Annotated in this window: 16 protein-coding genes and 1 pseudogene; 8 read left to right on the forward strand and 9 right to left on the reverse strand. The window is 62.6% G+C overall.

All coding sequences use genetic code 11. The features are described 5' to 3' along the window. Positions 1-33 precede the first annotated feature (33 nt). Both SIN08_RS21530 and SIN08_RS21535 read right to left on the reverse strand, forming a co-directional pair. Positions 34-1,341, reverse strand: a complete 1,308-nt coding sequence (locus tag SIN08_RS21530) for an ABC transporter substrate-binding protein (protein WP_322453667.1) — start codon at positions 1,339-1,341, stop codon at positions 34-36. Between the two features lie 322 nt (positions 1,342-1,663). Next, on the reverse strand, positions 1,664-2,305 hold the full coding sequence (locus SIN08_RS21535) for a TetR/AcrR family transcriptional regulator (RefSeq protein ID WP_322453668.1): 642 nt from the start codon (positions 2,303-2,305) through the stop codon (positions 1,664-1,666). Between the two features lie 99 nt (positions 2,306-2,404). Here SIN08_RS21535 and SIN08_RS21540 point away from each other — a divergent pair, with 99 nt between their 5' ends. The 3 genes from SIN08_RS21540 to SIN08_RS21550 are packed head-to-tail and all read left to right on the forward strand — an operon-like array spanning position 2,405 to position 4,896. Next, positions 2,405-3,601, forward strand: coding sequence for a Tm-1-like ATP-binding domain-containing protein (locus tag SIN08_RS21540; RefSeq protein ID WP_322453669.1), 1,197 nt, complete (start codon positions 2,405-2,407; stop codon positions 3,599-3,601). Between the two features lie 8 nt (positions 3,602-3,609). Further along, a complete protein-coding gene (locus SIN08_RS21545) occupies positions 3,610-4,452 on the forward strand; it encodes a phosphoenolpyruvate hydrolase family protein (protein WP_322453670.1) in 843 nt (280 codons plus the stop codon). Between the two features lie 21 nt (positions 4,453-4,473). After that, on the forward strand, positions 4,474-4,896 hold the full coding sequence (locus SIN08_RS21550) for a cupin domain-containing protein (protein ID WP_322453671.1): 423 nt from the start codon (positions 4,474-4,476) through the stop codon (positions 4,894-4,896). Positions 4,897-4,958: 62 nt separating this feature from the next. Here SIN08_RS21550 and SIN08_RS21555 read toward each other — a convergent pair whose 3' ends face one another. The 7 genes and pseudogenes from SIN08_RS21555 to SIN08_RS21575 form a co-directional block, all read right to left on the reverse strand. Further along, positions 4,959-6,116, reverse strand: coding sequence for a Xaa-Pro peptidase family protein (locus SIN08_RS21555; protein WP_322453672.1), 1,158 nt, complete (start codon positions 6,114-6,116; stop codon positions 4,959-4,961). Positions 6,117-6,621: 505 nt separating this feature from the next. Further along, a complete protein-coding gene (locus SIN08_RS23690) occupies positions 6,622-6,900 on the reverse strand; it encodes a hypothetical protein (protein ID WP_416208114.1) in 279 nt (92 codons plus the stop codon). After that, the gene (locus SIN08_RS21560; RefSeq protein ID WP_322453673.1) at positions 6,794-7,870 is read right to left on the reverse strand and encodes a hypothetical protein; all 1,077 of its coding nucleotides are present in this window, start codon (positions 7,868-7,870) and stop codon (positions 6,794-6,796) included. Before SIN08_RS21560 ends, SIN08_RS23690 begins: the two co-directional genes overlap by 107 nt. Positions 7,871-7,873: 3 nt before the next feature. Then, positions 7,874-8,173: pseudogene (locus tag SIN08_RS23695) on the reverse strand (hypothetical protein); the annotation flags it as partial. After that, entirely contained in the window at positions 8,058-8,675 is a 618-nt protein-coding gene (locus tag SIN08_RS21565; protein ID WP_322453674.1) for a hypothetical protein, read from the reverse strand. The pseudogene SIN08_RS23695 and the gene SIN08_RS21565, both read right to left, overlap by 116 nt. After that, positions 8,672-9,217 (reverse strand): hypothetical protein, encoded by a 546-nt coding sequence (locus tag SIN08_RS21570; protein WP_322453675.1) that lies wholly within the window; start codon positions 9,215-9,217, stop codon positions 8,672-8,674. The genes SIN08_RS21565 and SIN08_RS21570 overlap by 4 nt, the downstream gene beginning before the upstream one ends. Before the next feature lie 131 nt (positions 9,218-9,348). Then, positions 9,349-10,329: an AraC family transcriptional regulator gene (locus tag SIN08_RS21575; RefSeq protein ID WP_322453676.1), complete on the reverse strand. Its 981-nt coding sequence runs from the start codon at positions 10,327-10,329 to the stop codon at positions 9,349-9,351. Between the two features lie 433 nt (positions 10,330-10,762). On the opposite strand from SIN08_RS21575, the gene SIN08_RS21580 reads away from it, so the two are divergent. From SIN08_RS21580 to SIN08_RS21600, 5 genes are all read left to right on the forward strand, one after another. Further along, the gene (locus SIN08_RS21580; protein WP_322453677.1) at positions 10,763-11,617 is read left to right on the forward strand and encodes a transketolase; all 855 of its coding nucleotides are present in this window, start codon (positions 10,763-10,765) and stop codon (positions 11,615-11,617) included. An 11-nt stretch (positions 11,618-11,628) separates the two neighbouring features. Next, entirely contained in the window at positions 11,629-12,696 is a 1,068-nt protein-coding gene (locus tag SIN08_RS21585) for a transketolase family protein (RefSeq protein ID WP_322453723.1), read from the forward strand. After that, positions 12,651-13,445: an SDR family NAD(P)-dependent oxidoreductase gene (locus SIN08_RS21590; RefSeq protein ID WP_416208115.1), complete on the forward strand. Its 795-nt coding sequence runs from the start codon at positions 12,651-12,653 to the stop codon at positions 13,443-13,445. The genes SIN08_RS21585 and SIN08_RS21590 overlap by 46 nt, the downstream gene beginning before the upstream one ends. 67 nt (positions 13,446-13,512) lie before the next feature. Next, positions 13,513-14,481: a TRAP transporter substrate-binding protein gene (locus SIN08_RS21595; protein WP_322453678.1), complete on the forward strand. Its 969-nt coding sequence runs from the start codon at positions 13,513-13,515 to the stop codon at positions 14,479-14,481. Between the two features lie 77 nt (positions 14,482-14,558). After that, on the forward strand, positions 14,559-15,050 hold the full coding sequence (locus tag SIN08_RS21600; RefSeq protein ID WP_322453679.1) for a TRAP transporter small permease: 492 nt from the start codon (positions 14,559-14,561) through the stop codon (positions 15,048-15,050). Positions 15,051-15,052 lie beyond the last annotated feature (2 nt).

Genomic DNA, 15,052 nt, shown 5'->3' on the forward strand with positions numbered 1-15,052 from the left:
GAAGGGGGCGAAAGCCCCCTTCGTCTGTTCGCATCACTCGTAGCGATTGTACTTTTCGAACGTCGCCTTCCAGTCTGCCGCCAGTGCGTCGAGCGCTTCCTTGGCCGAACCTTCCCCACCCACGATGTAGGGGTAGATGCGCTGGTTCATCTGAATCAGAAGCTCGGCATATTCCGGCGTGGCCCAGAAGTCCTTCACCTTGAACATGGTCTGATAGAAGGCCTCGTTATAAGGGGTCGCATTGCGGAACTCTTCCGATTCCAGCGTTTTGGCGTGCGCGGTGTAGCCGCCGAGTTCGGCCCAGCGCTTCTGGACGTCGTCCTGGATGAACCATTCCAGGAATTTCATCGCCTCTTCCTTATTCTCGGAATAGGAGACGATCGAAATCCCCTGCCCGCCGAGCGCGGCGAACTGGTCGCCGTCCGGACCTTCCGGATTGGCGAAGAAACCGGTCACCTCGGCATTCGGGTTCGACGCCTCATTCACGAGTGCCGGGAAGAAGGCGAAGTAGTTCATGCTCATCGCGGCCAGGTTTTCGGTGATGGCCTGGTTGTTCTCCACGAAGAAGGTCTTGGCCCAGCCCGGCGGCGTATAGTCGTAGAGCTCGCGATACATCTCGAGCGCCTTGACGTTCTGCTCGGAGTTGATGATGCCGTCGACCTCGTAAGTCTCGTAATTGCCCAGCTCGCCGCCATAGGAGAAGATGGCGTTTTCGACGCCCATCACCAGGCCATCATAGGAGTTGTCGGTGTAGATGGCGATGCCGTAGCGGTTTTCGTCCGGACGGTGGAAGAACTCCGCAATGTCGCGCATCTGAGCCCAGGTTGTCGGCGGCGCGAGATCGTAGCCGTACTTGGCCTTGAACGCCTCCATCTCCTTGGGATCCTCGAACCAGTCCTTGCGGTAGGCCCAGCCGACCGCGTCCCCCTCGGCCGGAATGGCCCAGTACTTACCGGAATTGGCCGGATATTCGGCGTAGTATTTCACCGTCGCCGGTGCCATCACCTCGTTCAAGTTGTGCTCGTTGAAGAAGTCCGTGAGGTCCACATAGTGCCCCGCCTCGGAAGCAGCGCCGAGCCACTGGGAGTCGCCGACGACCATGTCATAGGCGGAGCCCCTCGCGTTGAACTCGGTGAAGGCCTTCGTCTGGAAGTCCTGCCAAGGCGTCGTCTCGACCGTGACCATTACACCGGTCTCGGCTTCGTATTCATTGACGAGTTCCTGCAGATAGTTCGCCGGATCCCACTCGGCCCAGAAGATCGTCAGTTCCTGCGCGCTTGCTGATGCCCCGAAAGCAAGCAGCGATATGCCCGCAAATAGGCTCTTCATTCCATTGCGCATGATGTTCCTCCCATTCTTGCGCCTGAACCGCTGCTGATCGCCCCACTTATGTCCTTGTGCGGACAGGCCTCCTCACCTGTTTGCCAGCTCTCTGCGAGACGATTTTTCCTCCCTTCTCCGATAGATCTGGTAGTACCAAATTACAACCACAGTCAAGCCACTTGTCGCGCCAGACTACTTCCATTTAGCCGAAGGACCTGCTCCGAAGCCCGCGCCTTTCGGTGTCTGCTCAGGCGAACCCGACGCATGCCCCGTGGGCAAATTATGCGGCAAGGCAAACAAGCAGATGCCCTATCTGGTCTAACCAGATTGACCTATGTTTCTAGCCCTCCTTGTTCTTGTGGCGCATTGTCGCCCGCACCAGTTCCAGTGCGGCCCAGGTCGCCACCTTCTCGGATTCCTTGCTGTCGAGGCCCCAGATGTCCTTGAGCACCACCAGGGCCTCGATGCCGAAGATCAGCGACAGTGCCTGAGTGAGCCGGTCGAATTCTTCTCCTGGCAACTGTGCTCGCAGCGGCTCCAGAGCATTGCGCAGGAGTTCCACGCGGTGGCCGCGCATGAACTGCGGTTCGCCCTCCGGCGCCCCCGATTTCCGCTGCGCCCACTGATCCAGCGAAAGCTTCAACGCGGCCTTGAACGTTGCCTCGAACTCATCGAGTCGCGGCAACGAGGTGCGAAACAAGCTCTCGATCCGTTCCCCGGCATCAGGCGACCGGTCCTTCCACTTCAAGATCGGCCCCAAAGCCTCGTCCACCACGGCATCGACCAGAGCCGCCTGGCTGGGGAAGTAGCGGTATGCGGTCGCCCGAGAGACTCCCGCCGCTTCGGCAACGTCGCTGACCGACGGCGTCAGACCCGCCTGCATGAGCCGGATTGCCGTCTTGAGCATGAGCCGACGGGTCCTCGCCCGCGGGCCGCGTTCGTTTTCCTCCGGCAACTCGGTTGATTGACGTGAGATATCCATATCATTATGATACTCGCGTCTCAAAAATTTGCAACAGCCAGCAGAAGCTGTCGCCGTCGGGAAGGGCGGAAGAGAGGAACGATCGTCGAGGAAGGTTGCTTGAAACGGGTCTATGTCGTCGGCACGGCCGACACGAAAGGGGAGGAACTGACCTTCCTCGCCGCTCTGGTCGAGGCGCGCGGGCTGCCCGTGGTCCGGGTGGACGTGGGCACGCGTCCATCCACGTTCGAGATGGACATCACGGCCGCAGAGGTGGCGGCCCTTCATCCCGACGGCGCGACGGCGGTTCTCGGTCTGGACGATCGCGGGACTGCCATCGCGACGATGGGCACGGCCTTCAGCCGCTTCATCGTTTCACGAGAAGATGTCGGTGCGGTCATCGGCCTCGGCGGGGGCGGCGGCACCTCGATCATCACGGTCGGGATGCGCATGCTGCCTTACGGCGTCCCGAAGCTGATGGTCTCGACGCTCGCTTCCGGGGACGTGTCGCCTTATGTCGACATCTCCGACATTGTCATGATGCCCGCGGTCACCGACATCGCGGGGCTGAACGGCCTCAGCCGCGTCATCCTGCACAATGCCGCGGAGGCGATCGCGGGAATGGCCGCGCATCCCGCCGATCGAGGTGAGACCAAGCCGGCGATCGGTCTTACCATGTTCGGCGTGACGACCCCCTGCGTCACCGCGGTCGCAGAGCGCCTGCGGGAAGACTACGACTGCATGGTCTTCCACGCCACGGGTACAGGCGGTCGTACGATGGAGAAGCTGGCCGACAGCGGCATGCTGGCCGGCTTCATCGACATCACGACCACCGAGGTGTGCGACCTGCTCTTCGGCGGTGTCCTTCCGGCCACCGAGGATCGTTTCGGCGCCGTCGCCCGCACGCGCCTTCCCTATGTCGGCTCGGTCGGCGCGCTCGACATGGTGAACTTCTGGGCACCGGAGACCGTTCCGCCGCATCACCGCACGCGTAATCTCTACAAGCACAACCCGAACGTCACGCTGATGCGCACGACGCGGGAGGAGTGCCGGGCCATAGGCGAGTGGATCGGCAATAAGCTGAACGCGTGCGAGGGAGAGATCCGGTTCCTGATCCCCGAAAAAGGCGTTTCAGCGCTCGATATCGAAGGGGGCGCCTTCTTCGATCCGGAGGCCGACGCGGCTTTGTTCATGGCGATTGAAGCGACGGTCCGGCAGACCGAAAGGCGCAGGATCGTGCCCCTGCCGCTGCACATCAACGATCCCGCCTTCGCCGAGGCTGCAGCCGCGACTTTTCTCGAAATCCATCACAACTGAGAGGCAAGATGCCCGCAATTCCCCGCAAGCAAGTCCTCGAGACGTTCCGTAAGATGATCGACGAGGGCAAGCCCATCGTCGGCGGAGGGGCCGGAACAGGCCTTTCCGCCAAGGCCGAGGAGGCGGGCGGGATCGACCTCATCATCATATACAATTCGGGCCGCTATCGCATGGCGGGTCGGGGTTCCGCCGCCGGCCTGCTCGCCTACGGGAATGCCAACGCGATCGTGAAGGAAATGGCGGCGGAGGTTCTGCCGGTGGTCGAAAGAACGCCGGTGCTTGCGGGCGTCAACGGAACGGACCCTTTCGTGCTGATGCCGCAGTTCCTTTCCGAACTGAAGGCGATGGGCTTCTCCGGCGTGCAGAATTTCCCGACGATCGGACTCTTCGACGGGATGATGCGCCGAAGTTTCGAGGAGACGGGCATGTCCTACGCGCTGGAGGTCGACATGATCGCCGCCGCGCACCGGCTCGACCTCCTGACGACGCCATATGTCTTCAATGCGGATGAGGCAATCGCAATGACGCGCGCCGGTGCGGACATCGTGGTCGCCCACATGGGCGTGACCACCGGCGGCACGATCGGAGCGTCCTCGGCCAAGTCGCTGGACCAGTGCGTAGAAGAGATAGACGCGATCGCGGCGGCGGCCCGAACCGTTCGCGGGGACGTGATCGTGCTCTGTCATGGAGGGCCGATCTCGATGCCCGAGGACGCGCGCTACATCCTCGAGCGCTGCGCTGGCATCCACGGCTTCTACGGTGCGAGCTCAATGGAGCGCCTGCCCGCGGAGGCGGCGATCCGAGACCAGACGGCAAGCTTCAAAGCGCTGCTGCTGCGCGAAGGCGCGTGAGGTTTCAGGGAGGAAAGCGAGATGAGCGAAAGCAGGCGGCAATTCTTCAACTATCCCGGCGAGGTGGATGCTTTCGGCTTCGACTGGGGCAGACTGGCGCTGACGGTCGGGCCGGAGGTCAATGGTGCCAGGCGGTTTTCCGGTGGTGTCGTGGACGTCAACCCGGGAGAAGGGCATGCGCGCCACAACCATCCGGGCGCCGAAGAGATCATCTTCGTGATTTCAGGCAACGGCGAACAGATGGTCGAGGACGAGAACGGCAACCCCGTAACGCGTGAAGTGGGGCCGGGCTGCACCGTCTATGTTCCCGAAAGCCGCTATCACTCGACGCTCAACACCGGCGACGGCCCGATGCAGCTCTTCGTCGTCTATTCACCGGCCGGCCCGGAACAGGCGCTTCGGGACCTTCCCGACTTCCGCCTGTTGAAGGCTGGCGGGGCGTAACGCGGCGAGCCATCGGCGGCACGCACGCAGGGGGCGTGGCCTTTCGGCTGGCTGTCCGTTTCCTATGCCGTCGCGCCCCGGTTCCACCCCCTGCCATTTTCGCCGAACATCTCATAGCCGTCGTTTGTAACCGCCAGCGTATCCTCGAGCTTGATGAAGCCGCGGGAAGGGTGAAGCATGGTCGTCTCCACCGAGACGACCATGCCGGCCTCCAGGGGGCGGGCGGCGTCGACACCCTCATAGGTGACCGGATGATTGGTCATCAGAAACGGCACCTCATGGGTGATCAGGCCCATGCCGTGGGCGAAGAAATCGGTAAATTCGGCAACCTTGGAGGCCTTGAGCACGCTCTGCGCATGGGCGATCACGTCGCCGCCGCGCGCACCTGCGCGAACCTTCGAGAAAGCCGCCTGCTGGATCTGCTCCACCTCGCCAAGCAAATCCTCCAGTTCGGCGTCGGGATGCCCCAGCACGCCCATGCGGCACAGATCACCGATATAGCCGCGATAGTTTCCGCCGGAATCGATGGAGAGCACATCGCCCTCCCGCCAGGCCTGGTCCGACGCTGCCCGGTTGTGGCTCGATCCCAGGGTGAGAAGACAATATTCGAATTGCAGGCCGCGGTTCGTCTCCTCCTGCCGCAGCCTCTCGATGATCTCGTTCTTTGTGGTTCCTGCGCGCGCCCAAGCGATTGTCGCCATCATGGCGTCGGTGACGAGCTCGGAGGCCTTGCGCAGCTTCTCCAGCTCTTCCGGCGTCTTCACGGCACGCAACCGCTCGAGCACGCCGGTCGCGTCCACGAAAGTCGCGCCCTCTAGCCGCTCGCTTAGCAGCCTGTAGGCGTCCAGCGGCAGGAAGGACGGCTCGATGCCGATGCGTGCCACCCCCTTCCCGATCTTCCTCAGATGCTCCACCGCGTATTCGGCGGCATCCAGCGTTCCCCAAGCCGCAGCATGAAAGGCGGGTGTCCAGAACGGATGGTTCTGGTGTTCACCGCCCTCCATCCGGTTGGCCACATAAGCGGAATTTTCGGCGTGTCCCTTTTCATAGATGACGACGGGCAGGTAGCGGCTGTGCCCGATCGCATCCATCGTTGAAAAGAAGATGAACCTGTAGCCGCCGAGCAGATACTGCGTGTTGTGCTTGGAAGTGGCGAGGAGCACATCTATGCCAGCCTCTTCCATCAGCGCGTCGAGGTGGCTCGTATCAAACGGGGCCATGGTACGGGTCGTTAGAGACGCGTCGATATTCACCGGTTCCTCCCTTGCAAGCGGCCGCATCAATCATTTCTGGTCGGACCAGTTTTGCACATCGGAAGCTGGACCGTCCAGAGCTCCGGGGGCGGCGTCCAGGCAACCCAAACCTATCCATCCGCCGCCGGGCGACAAGCCGTCCGGCCGCACGGGCACGCGCGCCGTCCCGCCCGATCGCCACTCGTGCCCGCCAATCACTATCGGGCGAGGAGATGTCGCGGGGCGCACCGGCTGCGCGCCACAGCAACCCGCATTGCTGGTGAACACCGGCCACGTTTGCGCGCGTACATGATATCCCGTATGGAAACGGCATCGAGCTGAGACCTGATCGGCGCCACTCAGGATCCGGTTGCCATACCGATTTCTGTCAGATCGGTTCCATGGGATCACCTCGATCCTGCAGGGGCCCCCGTTTGTGTACCGGTTTACGCTTCGGTTGAGTGCCCTCGCTTCGCAAGACACGCATTCAAGATCATTGAGCGTCTACCCTCACCAGCTTCTGGGCAGCCAATCTCGCCGGCATCGTGTCAATGTGCTCGGTGATGCATTCGTCGATTTTCGATGGATCTACAACGCGGCTGCCCTGCCGCTCGAAGGCAATCTTTCCCTCACGAACGTGCTTTTCTAGAGAGACCAGCAGGGCCTCACGATCCCGGGTCCCATCGAGTTCCGGTAAGAGCCATGCCTCGATGATTCCCAGCGGCACAGGCTGAGTCCTGCACCGCGAAGAGTTGTGATCCGTTGATCGCATCCGTCGAAGTGACGCTGATGCGGCCCGCGGCGACGTTCTGGATCTGCCGCTCCGCTCCCGGAGCACCGACCGAGACGACGCTCGTCGGCGCGGCACCCGCGAAGTTGTATGTCGTGCCGCGAATCGTCGTGCTCGCCGTCGGAGTGGGTGCCGCGGTCACCGAGCCCGAGCCGAGCGCCACGTCGCCGGCATTGTTGGCTATTGCCGTATCGCCAAAGGCGAGCGAGCCGGCTCCCAGCGCCTCGCTCGTGCTGCCGAGGGCGATCGAGCCCTGGCCAACCACCGTGTTCTGGTAACCGATGCCGACCGCGCCCTGCGCCGCCGTGCCGGGGGTGCTCACCGCCTGGCCGCCGCCGCCGACCATGTTGGTGTTGCCCATCGCCACCGAACCGTTGCCGGTCGCGGTGTTGTCCATGCCCTGCGCCACCGCGCCGTCGCCGGTGGCGGTGTTGGGATCGCCGATGGCGACCGCGCCGTTGCCGCTGGCGAGGTTGCCGGAGCCGACGGCAACTGCCTTGCCGCCCGTAGCGGTGGAGCCGTTGCCGATCGCGACGGCGTCGGCAGCGTCCGCCGTTGCATCGGTGCCCATGGCAATGGCGTCCAGCGCGCTCGCTGTGGCGCCGCGGCCGAGGGCCGTCGCACGATCGGCGCTCGCGGTCGCGCGCCGGCCGAGCGCCAATGCGGCGGCGGAACCAGAGGCCTCCGCGAAGATGCCGAGCGCGACGTTGCTCTGCCCGGTGCTCTTGGCACCGTTTCCTATGGCGACCGAATTGATGTCGGTGACGGACGTGTTGTAGCCGATGGCAACCGAGGCACCGGCCGTCGCATCGGTTGCGGCGTTTTGGCCGATCGCGATGGAATTGGAGGCGGCCGCATTGGCGCCAAAGCCGATCGCCGTGCTGATGTCGGCCGACGCGGCCGCGCCATCGCCCAGCGCGATCGAGCTCTTTCCCGAAGCCGCTGAATTCACGCCGAGGGCGGTGGCTCCCTCAGCCGAAGCTGTCGCGCTGCGCCCGAAAGCCGAAGCCAGGATTCCCGAGGCGACGGAGTTCTGCCCGACAGCAGTAGCAGCATTGCCGGTTGCATTGGCGCCAACACCGACTGCCGTTCCAGTCAGGGCCGCACTTGATGATGAGCCGATAGCGACGCCATATTTATCAGTGACTGTCGCTGACCAACCAAGCGCCACGCCGTTGAGGCCCTGGGACTGCGCCAGGCGCCCCACTGCGACCGCGGAATCGGCATTCGCGACGGAAGCCGAACCAAACGCGATGGAGGCAACGCCCCTCGGATTTTGCCGAGATGCCCATTCCGATAGCATGATTGCCACTGGCAGTGACGTTCCGGCCGATGCCGACGGCGTGATCCCCGCTAACGACGGTGTTCATTCCCATACCGACTCCAGAAAGCCCGCTTACCGTGACGGTGCAGCCGATGCCGGTGCTGTAGTCGGCCACGAACGTATGGCAAAGCGGGCCCGTGCCGATCGAAACCGCGCCCTGGCCAGTGCCGGTGAGCTGGCCGTTGCCGGCGGCGTAGCCCGCCAGGGCCGAGGTCGCGGACATTCCCAGGGCGACTGCCGCAATCGAGCCGCCGATACCGAGCGTGCCCAGCCCCAGTCGGCCGCGCCGCATGCCGAGGACCGAATGCGCCATGCGCAGCACCGCCATCAGCCGGCGCCGGAGCGAACGGCTTTCGGCAGCACCCGAAATCCAGTTGTCGACGAAACCACGGCGGAGCTTGGCTGGCGGGAAATTCCCAATGGAACCGGTCATGACAACTCCTCTTCGACGACCGCAGTTCGACGGCTGGTACCTGCCTCACCGGCTGCACGGACATCTTGAACGCGACTGTGGTTGGTAATGGCGAGGCCCATGTCGATGCCACGCCGTTCTACCGATTGATAAGCGGCTTCGACCCATGGCTCGGTGGGCACGGGCACGGCATGCAAGGCTGCATGAGCGCGCTCTGGGGTCATCTTGGGCGAAACCAGCGCCCGGCAGGCAGCGAAATGAACGGACGGTTCAGCGTCGCCGTAGACCGGGGACGTCAAGCCGAATACGAAACATGCGAAAAGGTGATCGATCTGCGCTTGCGGGATCCGGCTGGCGTAGCGTCCGTGCAGCACGTTCCACGCCGCGTCCACCTTGGTGGCGAAAACCTGGATTTCAGGAGTTTCCAGAGAAGCCAGAGCTGTGTCCAGCACGCTTTCCGGATCGCCTTGTTCACTATCCTCGCTCGTCGATCCAGAAGGAGTAACCGATTTCGATTGGACTTCCTTCCGCGACAACTGCTGGTCGAACGCCGCATTCGACACCAGACTGTCTCTCCTATACGCATCTTATCGGAATAAGGCACATTTCCGCCATATAGTCTTTATGTGATACGACTATTGTTTATGGAATATCTGCAACACGGCGTGTCGAAGCGCCAAAACGAGCGTTGCATCTATCGGTTGCACTCCTTCCTGTAGGCTGCCGGCGTTGTGCCGGTCATGCGCCGGAAGGTTTGCGTCAGATGCATCTGATCGGCAAAACCGCACTCGAAGGCGATGCTTGCAACCGTCATCGTCGTTTCGGCAAGAAGGCGCTGAGCGCGCTCGATGCGGCGGCGCATGACGTATCTGTAAGGCGTGAGCCCGCTCGACTTCTTGAACAGGCGGGCGAAATGCCCGGGGCTCAGCTTGCTGTCCCGCGCAAGATCGGCCAGCGACAGCGGCTTTGACAGATTGGCCTCGATGAATTCCACCGCCCTGGCGAATTGGCGCGGGTCGAGCCCGTGCGACGATGCGGCGCGGACAGGCCGCTCCGCCGCGCTCGAATGGTTCCGGACGAGATGCGCGGCGAAAGCCGTCGCCAGATGATCGACATAGAGCGGCGACGTCGCGACCGGGTCGCGCGCCGCATCACACATCCCCATCGCGAGCTGCTCGAGCATCGGATCGAGGGCCGCGAACCGGGGTATTATTTCCAGCCGGTCCGGATCGCCCTTGACCAGGTCAACCGACACCTCCTCGACAATTGCCTGACGAATATAGACCTGGACGGATTCGAGAGGGCGGTCCAGCTTGGCCTCGAACGGCGCGCCTGCCGGGACGATGCCGAAGCTGCCGGGAAGCATGTCCTTCTCGTCCGCGACCCCATGGACGTTGCGCCAGACCCGGATCGGACCGTCGAGCGTGAAGGCGACCATCGTATCCGGGCAGGCGGCGAAGCTCTTCCGATAAGGATATTCTTTCTGCCGCGAGACATATGCGCTGGTCCAGCCGCAGCCGTCGCTCGTCAGCACGACCTCGCAATGCTCGGACTGGACGAAACCGTGCGTCTGGTCGCCCGTGAATTCGAAAAGCACCGGCCTTGCGCGTGAAGGTTGCGGGCGGGCGCGGGCTTCGGACGGATAGACAGGGTAGTCGTCAGCCGCCAGCTTCATGCCATTCTGCGTGCCGTCTCGGACATCATCGATCCGTCGAGGTACAGCCCGTAACCGACGCGTTCTGGAACCGGCCTTCGATACGGCATGCCGCATAACCTTGTCGGTTTATCCGTTGAGAACGAACATAAACAATAGAAACTGAAAGGAACTATCTGTCAACAGCAAGGAAGGCCCGAATTTTTTGCAAGCATATTCGCCGAGCGAATGCTTCTTCCGTCGCGTTTGATCTCGCCGGTGGAAGGCACGAGCCCCATCACCGCACGCAAGGTCGTCGATGACGAGGGTGGAGTTGAGCTTGCGATCGATACGGACGCGACATTGAACGCCGGAACTTGTGAAGCTGAGCTTCATAAGTATTGAAATTTTGTTGCGTGTTAACGGCTGCCTCGGCTGGTAGAGGTTCCGGGAAGTCGCCAAATGGGAGGAGATCATGACAGTGGAAGAACGCCCCGGCGTGGTTCGCAACATGTCGCTTGAGCTGCGGGCGTGGAATATCCGCCGCAAGGCGCTCCAAATGGGAGAAGTTCAGGGTCAGGGATATATCGGTCAGGCGCTCGGCATTGCGGACGTGCTGGCGGCCAGCTACTTCCACGCCCTCAAATACCGCCCCGAGCAGCCGGAATGGGAGGGCCGCGACCGGTACCTGCTGTCGATCGGGCATTACGCGATCGCGCTCTACGCCGTTCTGATGGAAGCCGGCATACTGCCCGAGGAAGAGCTCGAGACCTATGGCGCGGATGACAGCCGCATGCCGATGTCGGGCATGGGGTCCTACACCCCCGGAATGGAAATCACCGGCGGCTCTCTGGGACATGGCCTCGGCATAGCCGTCGGCATGGCGCTGGGGCTGAAGCGCAAGAAGAACCCGGCCTTCGTTTATAATTTGATGTCCGACGGCGAACTGGGCGAGGGCGTGACCTGGGAGGCCGCAATGTCGGCCGTACAGTGGAAGCTCGACAACCTCATCTGCCTCGTCGACTTTAATAATCAGCAGGCCGACTGCAAGACGACAGAGGCGCTCGCGCAGGTGCCCGAGCAGGCCAAGTGGGAAGCCTTCGGCTGGCACGCTCAACGCGTGGACGGGAACGACATGGGGGCCGTGGTCGCCGCGTTTGATGCGGCCCGTGCTGTCACCGAGCCAAAGCCGCGCGTGATCATCTTCGACACGCAGATGTGCAGGGGTGTGGACTTTCTCGAGAACCGGGAGATCACGCACTTCGTGCGCGTCGAGTCCGACGAATGGTCCAAGGCGTTGGCCACTCTGGAAGAAGGAAAGCCGCAATGACCCTTGCCTCGATGAAGCGGAAATACGAACCGCGCAAGGTCATTCCAAAGGAGCAGCGGCAGGCCACCTCGGCGATGATCGCTTCGCTCGCGGCAGAAGGCTACGATACCGTTGCCGCTCCCTTCGGTCATGCCTTGGTCGACGCGGCAAAGAAGGACGACAAGATCGTCGGGCTTTCCGCGGATCTCTCGAAATACACCGATCTACACATTTTCGCGAATGCGATGCCCGACCGGTTCTACCAGATGGGCATGGCCGAGCAACTGCTCGTCTCCGCGGCCGCCGGCATGGCCCGGGAAGGCTTCAACCCTTTTGCGACCACCTATGCGGTCTTCGCCTCGCGCCGGGCCTACGACTTCATCGCCATGGCCATCGCCGAAGAGAACCTCCCGGTCAAGATCATGTGTGCCCTGCCGGGCCTGACGACCGGCTACGGGCCCAGTCACCAGGCGACCGAGGATCTCGCAATATTCCGCGGCCTCCCGAACTTGACGATTATAGATCCCTGTGACGCGGACGACGTGATGGGGATGGTTCCCGCGGTGGCGAACCACAACGGTCCGGTTTACGCACGCCTGCCGCGCGGCAAGGTGCCCTCTGTCCTCACGCGCCATAAGCCGGATTACAAGTTCAGACTCGGCAAGGCGGAGACAATCCGCGAGGGCAAGGATGTGCTTGTGATCTCCTCTGGTTTCATGACGATGCGGTCGCTCGATGCAGCCGAGAGGCTAGCTGCGGACGGCATCGATGTGTCGGTCCTGCACGTGCCGACGATCAAGCCGCTGGACACCGCGACGATCCTTGCCGAAGTGCACAAGGGCGGCCGGTTGGTCGTGACGGCGGAAAACCACTCCGTTGTTGGCGGGCTGGGCGAGGCGGTGGCGCGAACGCTGCTGACCAACGACGCTCGCCCGACTTTCCGAATGATCGGCCTGCCAGACGAGTTTCTGGAGGCCGGAGCGCTGCCGACGCTGCATGACATGTACGGCCTCACGGTCGACAAAGTGGCCGAACAGATCCGTGGCTGGCTCGGATGTGGCCCGGGAGCAAACCGCAAGGCATCGGGAGTAGGATATTGAGCCTTCTAAAAGACAAATATGCGATCGTGACCGGTGCGGCATCGCCCCGCGGTCTCGGGAGGGCCATTGCGCAGATGTTCGCCGATCACGGTGCAACGGTCGCCATTCTCGACCTCGACCGGGATGGCGCCCAGGCCGCCGCGTCCGACCTCGGGAACAACCACATTGGACTTGCCTGCGATGTAACCGACAGGGCCAAATGTGTCGCTACGGTGGAGGAACTACTTGGGCGCTGGGGCCGCATCGACATCCTGGTGAACAACGCGGGGATCACCCAACCGCTGAAGTTAATGGACATAGCGCCGGAGAATTACGACGCGGTGCTCGACGTCAACCTCCGCGGAACGCTCTACGCGAGCCAAGCGGTGGTCCCGGCCATGCGCCAGCGTGGGGCGGGGGCGATCGTGAACCTCAGCTCGGTTTCGGCACAACGCGGTGGCGGCATTTTCGGCGGTCCGCACTATTCGGCTGCCAAGGCCGGGATTTTGGGCCTCACCAAGGCGATGGCCCGTGAACTGGCGCCAGACGGCATCCGCGTGAACGCCATCTGCCCCGGCTTCATCGCGACCGACATCACAGCCGGAAAACTCACGCCGGAGATGCACGAGCAGATTCTCGCGGGAATACCGATGGGGCGTGCGGGTGCCGCAACCGACGTAGCCGGTTGCGCGCTCTTCCTGGCCTCCGAGTTGTCCGCGTACTGCACAGGAAGCGAAGTCGACGTGAACGGAGGCTCGCTTATCCACTGAGAACCAGCGCCGGGACGGAAGAGCCACCGGCGCAATACCACAGTCTTTAAAAAAGGGAGGAAACATTATGAAGACGACATTCATAGCCATTCTGGCCGCAACAACTATGCTCGCTGGCGTCGCGCATGCCGAAGAGATCACCTTCGCGCATGGCGCCAATCCGGGGAACCCGCGGTTCGTGGCCGCGGAGAAATGGGCGGATCTCTTTTCCGAGTGCAGCGGTGGAGAGCACAGCGTGACCGTCGCACCGTCGGCCACAATGGGCGACGACGTCGAGATGTTGACCTCGGCTACCGCCGGCGTGATCAATGTGTCCGCAAACAGCCAGGGGGCGATGAGCCAGATCGTTCCTGAGATTGGCCTACTCGGACTGCCCTTCCTGTTCCAAGACCTTCCGACCGCCTGGGAGGTGCTTGACGGCGAGGTCGGTGAGATGCTGGACGAACGCGCGCAGGAGGCTGGACTGAAGGTGCTGGGCTTCTGGGACAACGGGATTCGTCACGTGAGCCACGTCTCGAAAACTGTTCCGACCCCGGCCGATCTGAAGGGCATGAAGATCCGCACGCCCCCGGATCAGATGACCGTGGACATTTTTGAGTCGCTGGGCGCCGCTCCGGCCCCACTTGCCTTCTCGGAACTGCCTACGGCGCTCCAATCGGGCGTGTTCGACGGACAGGAGAACCCGCTGGTCAACATCCACTCCTCAAAGATCCATGAGATCACCCCTTATATCACGCTGACTGGCCACAAGTACGAGTCCACGCCGGTGGTCGCAGGGCTGTCCTGGTGGTCGGGACTAGACGACGCCACGAAGCAGTGCGCTCTCGACGCTACCGCCCAAGCCGGTGAAGAGCAGCGCCAGGCCGTGCGCGAAGCCTCCGACAGCCTGATAGCGACCATGGAGGAAGAAGGCGTAACCTTCGCCGAGGCCGACAAGGCTGCCTATCAACAGGCCACGCAATCCGTTTACGATAAATATGCCAACAAATATCCGGACCTAGTTGAAGCGCTCCGCACCGCGGCCAAGGGGCAGTAATGACTCTCGGGGATTGCGATTCCCCGGTCGAGCGGAGGAGGCCCCTGCGCCTCCTCCACTCCCTAGCAAGTCGGGTGGTGACCCTGCTCGATTGGAGTGGCCGGCTCATAGCGGCAGCCTGCCTCGGTGTCATGTTCGTTGCGCTTTTCGTTAATGTTGTCCTTCGCTACGCTTTCGGGTCGGGTATCGCGTGGGCCTATGAGATCCACGCGCTGTTGCTTCCGTGGCTGGTCGCCGGGGGCATTGTCATCGCCGCCGCGCGCGGCCGGAACATAGCCATCACCCTGCTGCCCGATCTGTTGTCCGCCTCAGGACGCCGAGTGCTGACACTCCTGATCCATCTTGTGATCGTCCTCATCGCGACAAGCGTTCTCTGGTCGTCTCAACCGATCCTCAAGGCAGCACAATTCCAGACGCTCTCCACCCTCGGGATCAAGCAGATCTGGGGTTACGCCAGCCTCGTTTTCGCCTTCGGTGCAATGAGCGTGATTGGCGTCGTGGAGATCGTGCGGCTACTCGCGGGCGGCGATCCCGACCCTCTTGACCTTGAGCGCCAGAGCCTCGGTTGAAA

Origin of the sequence: Chelativorans sp. M5D2P16, assembly GCF_034427935.1 — a bacterium.
GTDB lineage: Bacteria > Pseudomonadota > Alphaproteobacteria > Rhizobiales > Rhizobiaceae > Chelativorans.

Coding starts and splice junctions, on each gene's coding strand:
- SIN08_RS21530 (WP_322453667.1), bottom strand. CDS start 1,341: ATGCGCAATGGAATGAAGAGCCTATTTGCGGGCATATCGCTGCTTGCT.
- SIN08_RS21535 (WP_322453668.1), bottom strand. CDS start 2,305: ATGGATATCTCACGTCAATCAACCGAGTTGCCGGAGGAAAACGAACGC.
- SIN08_RS21545 (WP_322453670.1), top strand. CDS start 3,610: ATGCCCGCAATTCCCCGCAAGCAAGTCCTCGAGACGTTCCGTAAGATG.
- SIN08_RS21550 (WP_322453671.1), top strand. CDS start 4,474: ATGAGCGAAAGCAGGCGGCAATTCTTCAACTATCCCGGCGAGGTGGAT.
- SIN08_RS21555 (WP_322453672.1), bottom strand. CDS start 6,116: ATGGCCCCGTTTGATACGAGCCACCTCGACGCGCTGATGGAAGAGGCT.
- SIN08_RS23690 (WP_416208114.1), bottom strand. CDS start 6,900: ATGCGATCAACGGATCACAACTCTTCGCGGTGCAGGACTCAGCCTGTG.
- SIN08_RS21565 (WP_322453674.1), bottom strand. CDS start 8,675: ATGACCGGTTCCATTGGGAATTTCCCGCCAGCCAAGCTCCGCCGTGGT.
- SIN08_RS21575 (WP_322453676.1), bottom strand. CDS start 10,329: ATGAAGCTGGCGGCTGACGACTACCCTGTCTATCCGTCCGAAGCCCGC.
- SIN08_RS21580 (WP_322453677.1), top strand. CDS start 10,763: ATGACAGTGGAAGAACGCCCCGGCGTGGTTCGCAACATGTCGCTTGAG.
- SIN08_RS21585 (WP_322453723.1), top strand. CDS start 11,629: ATGAAGCGGAAATACGAACCGCGCAAGGTCATTCCAAAGGAGCAGCGG.
- SIN08_RS21590 (WP_416208115.1), top strand. CDS start 12,651: ATGTGGCCCGGGAGCAAACCGCAAGGCATCGGGAGTAGGATATTGAGC.
- SIN08_RS21595 (WP_322453678.1), top strand. CDS start 13,513: ATGAAGACGACATTCATAGCCATTCTGGCCGCAACAACTATGCTCGCT.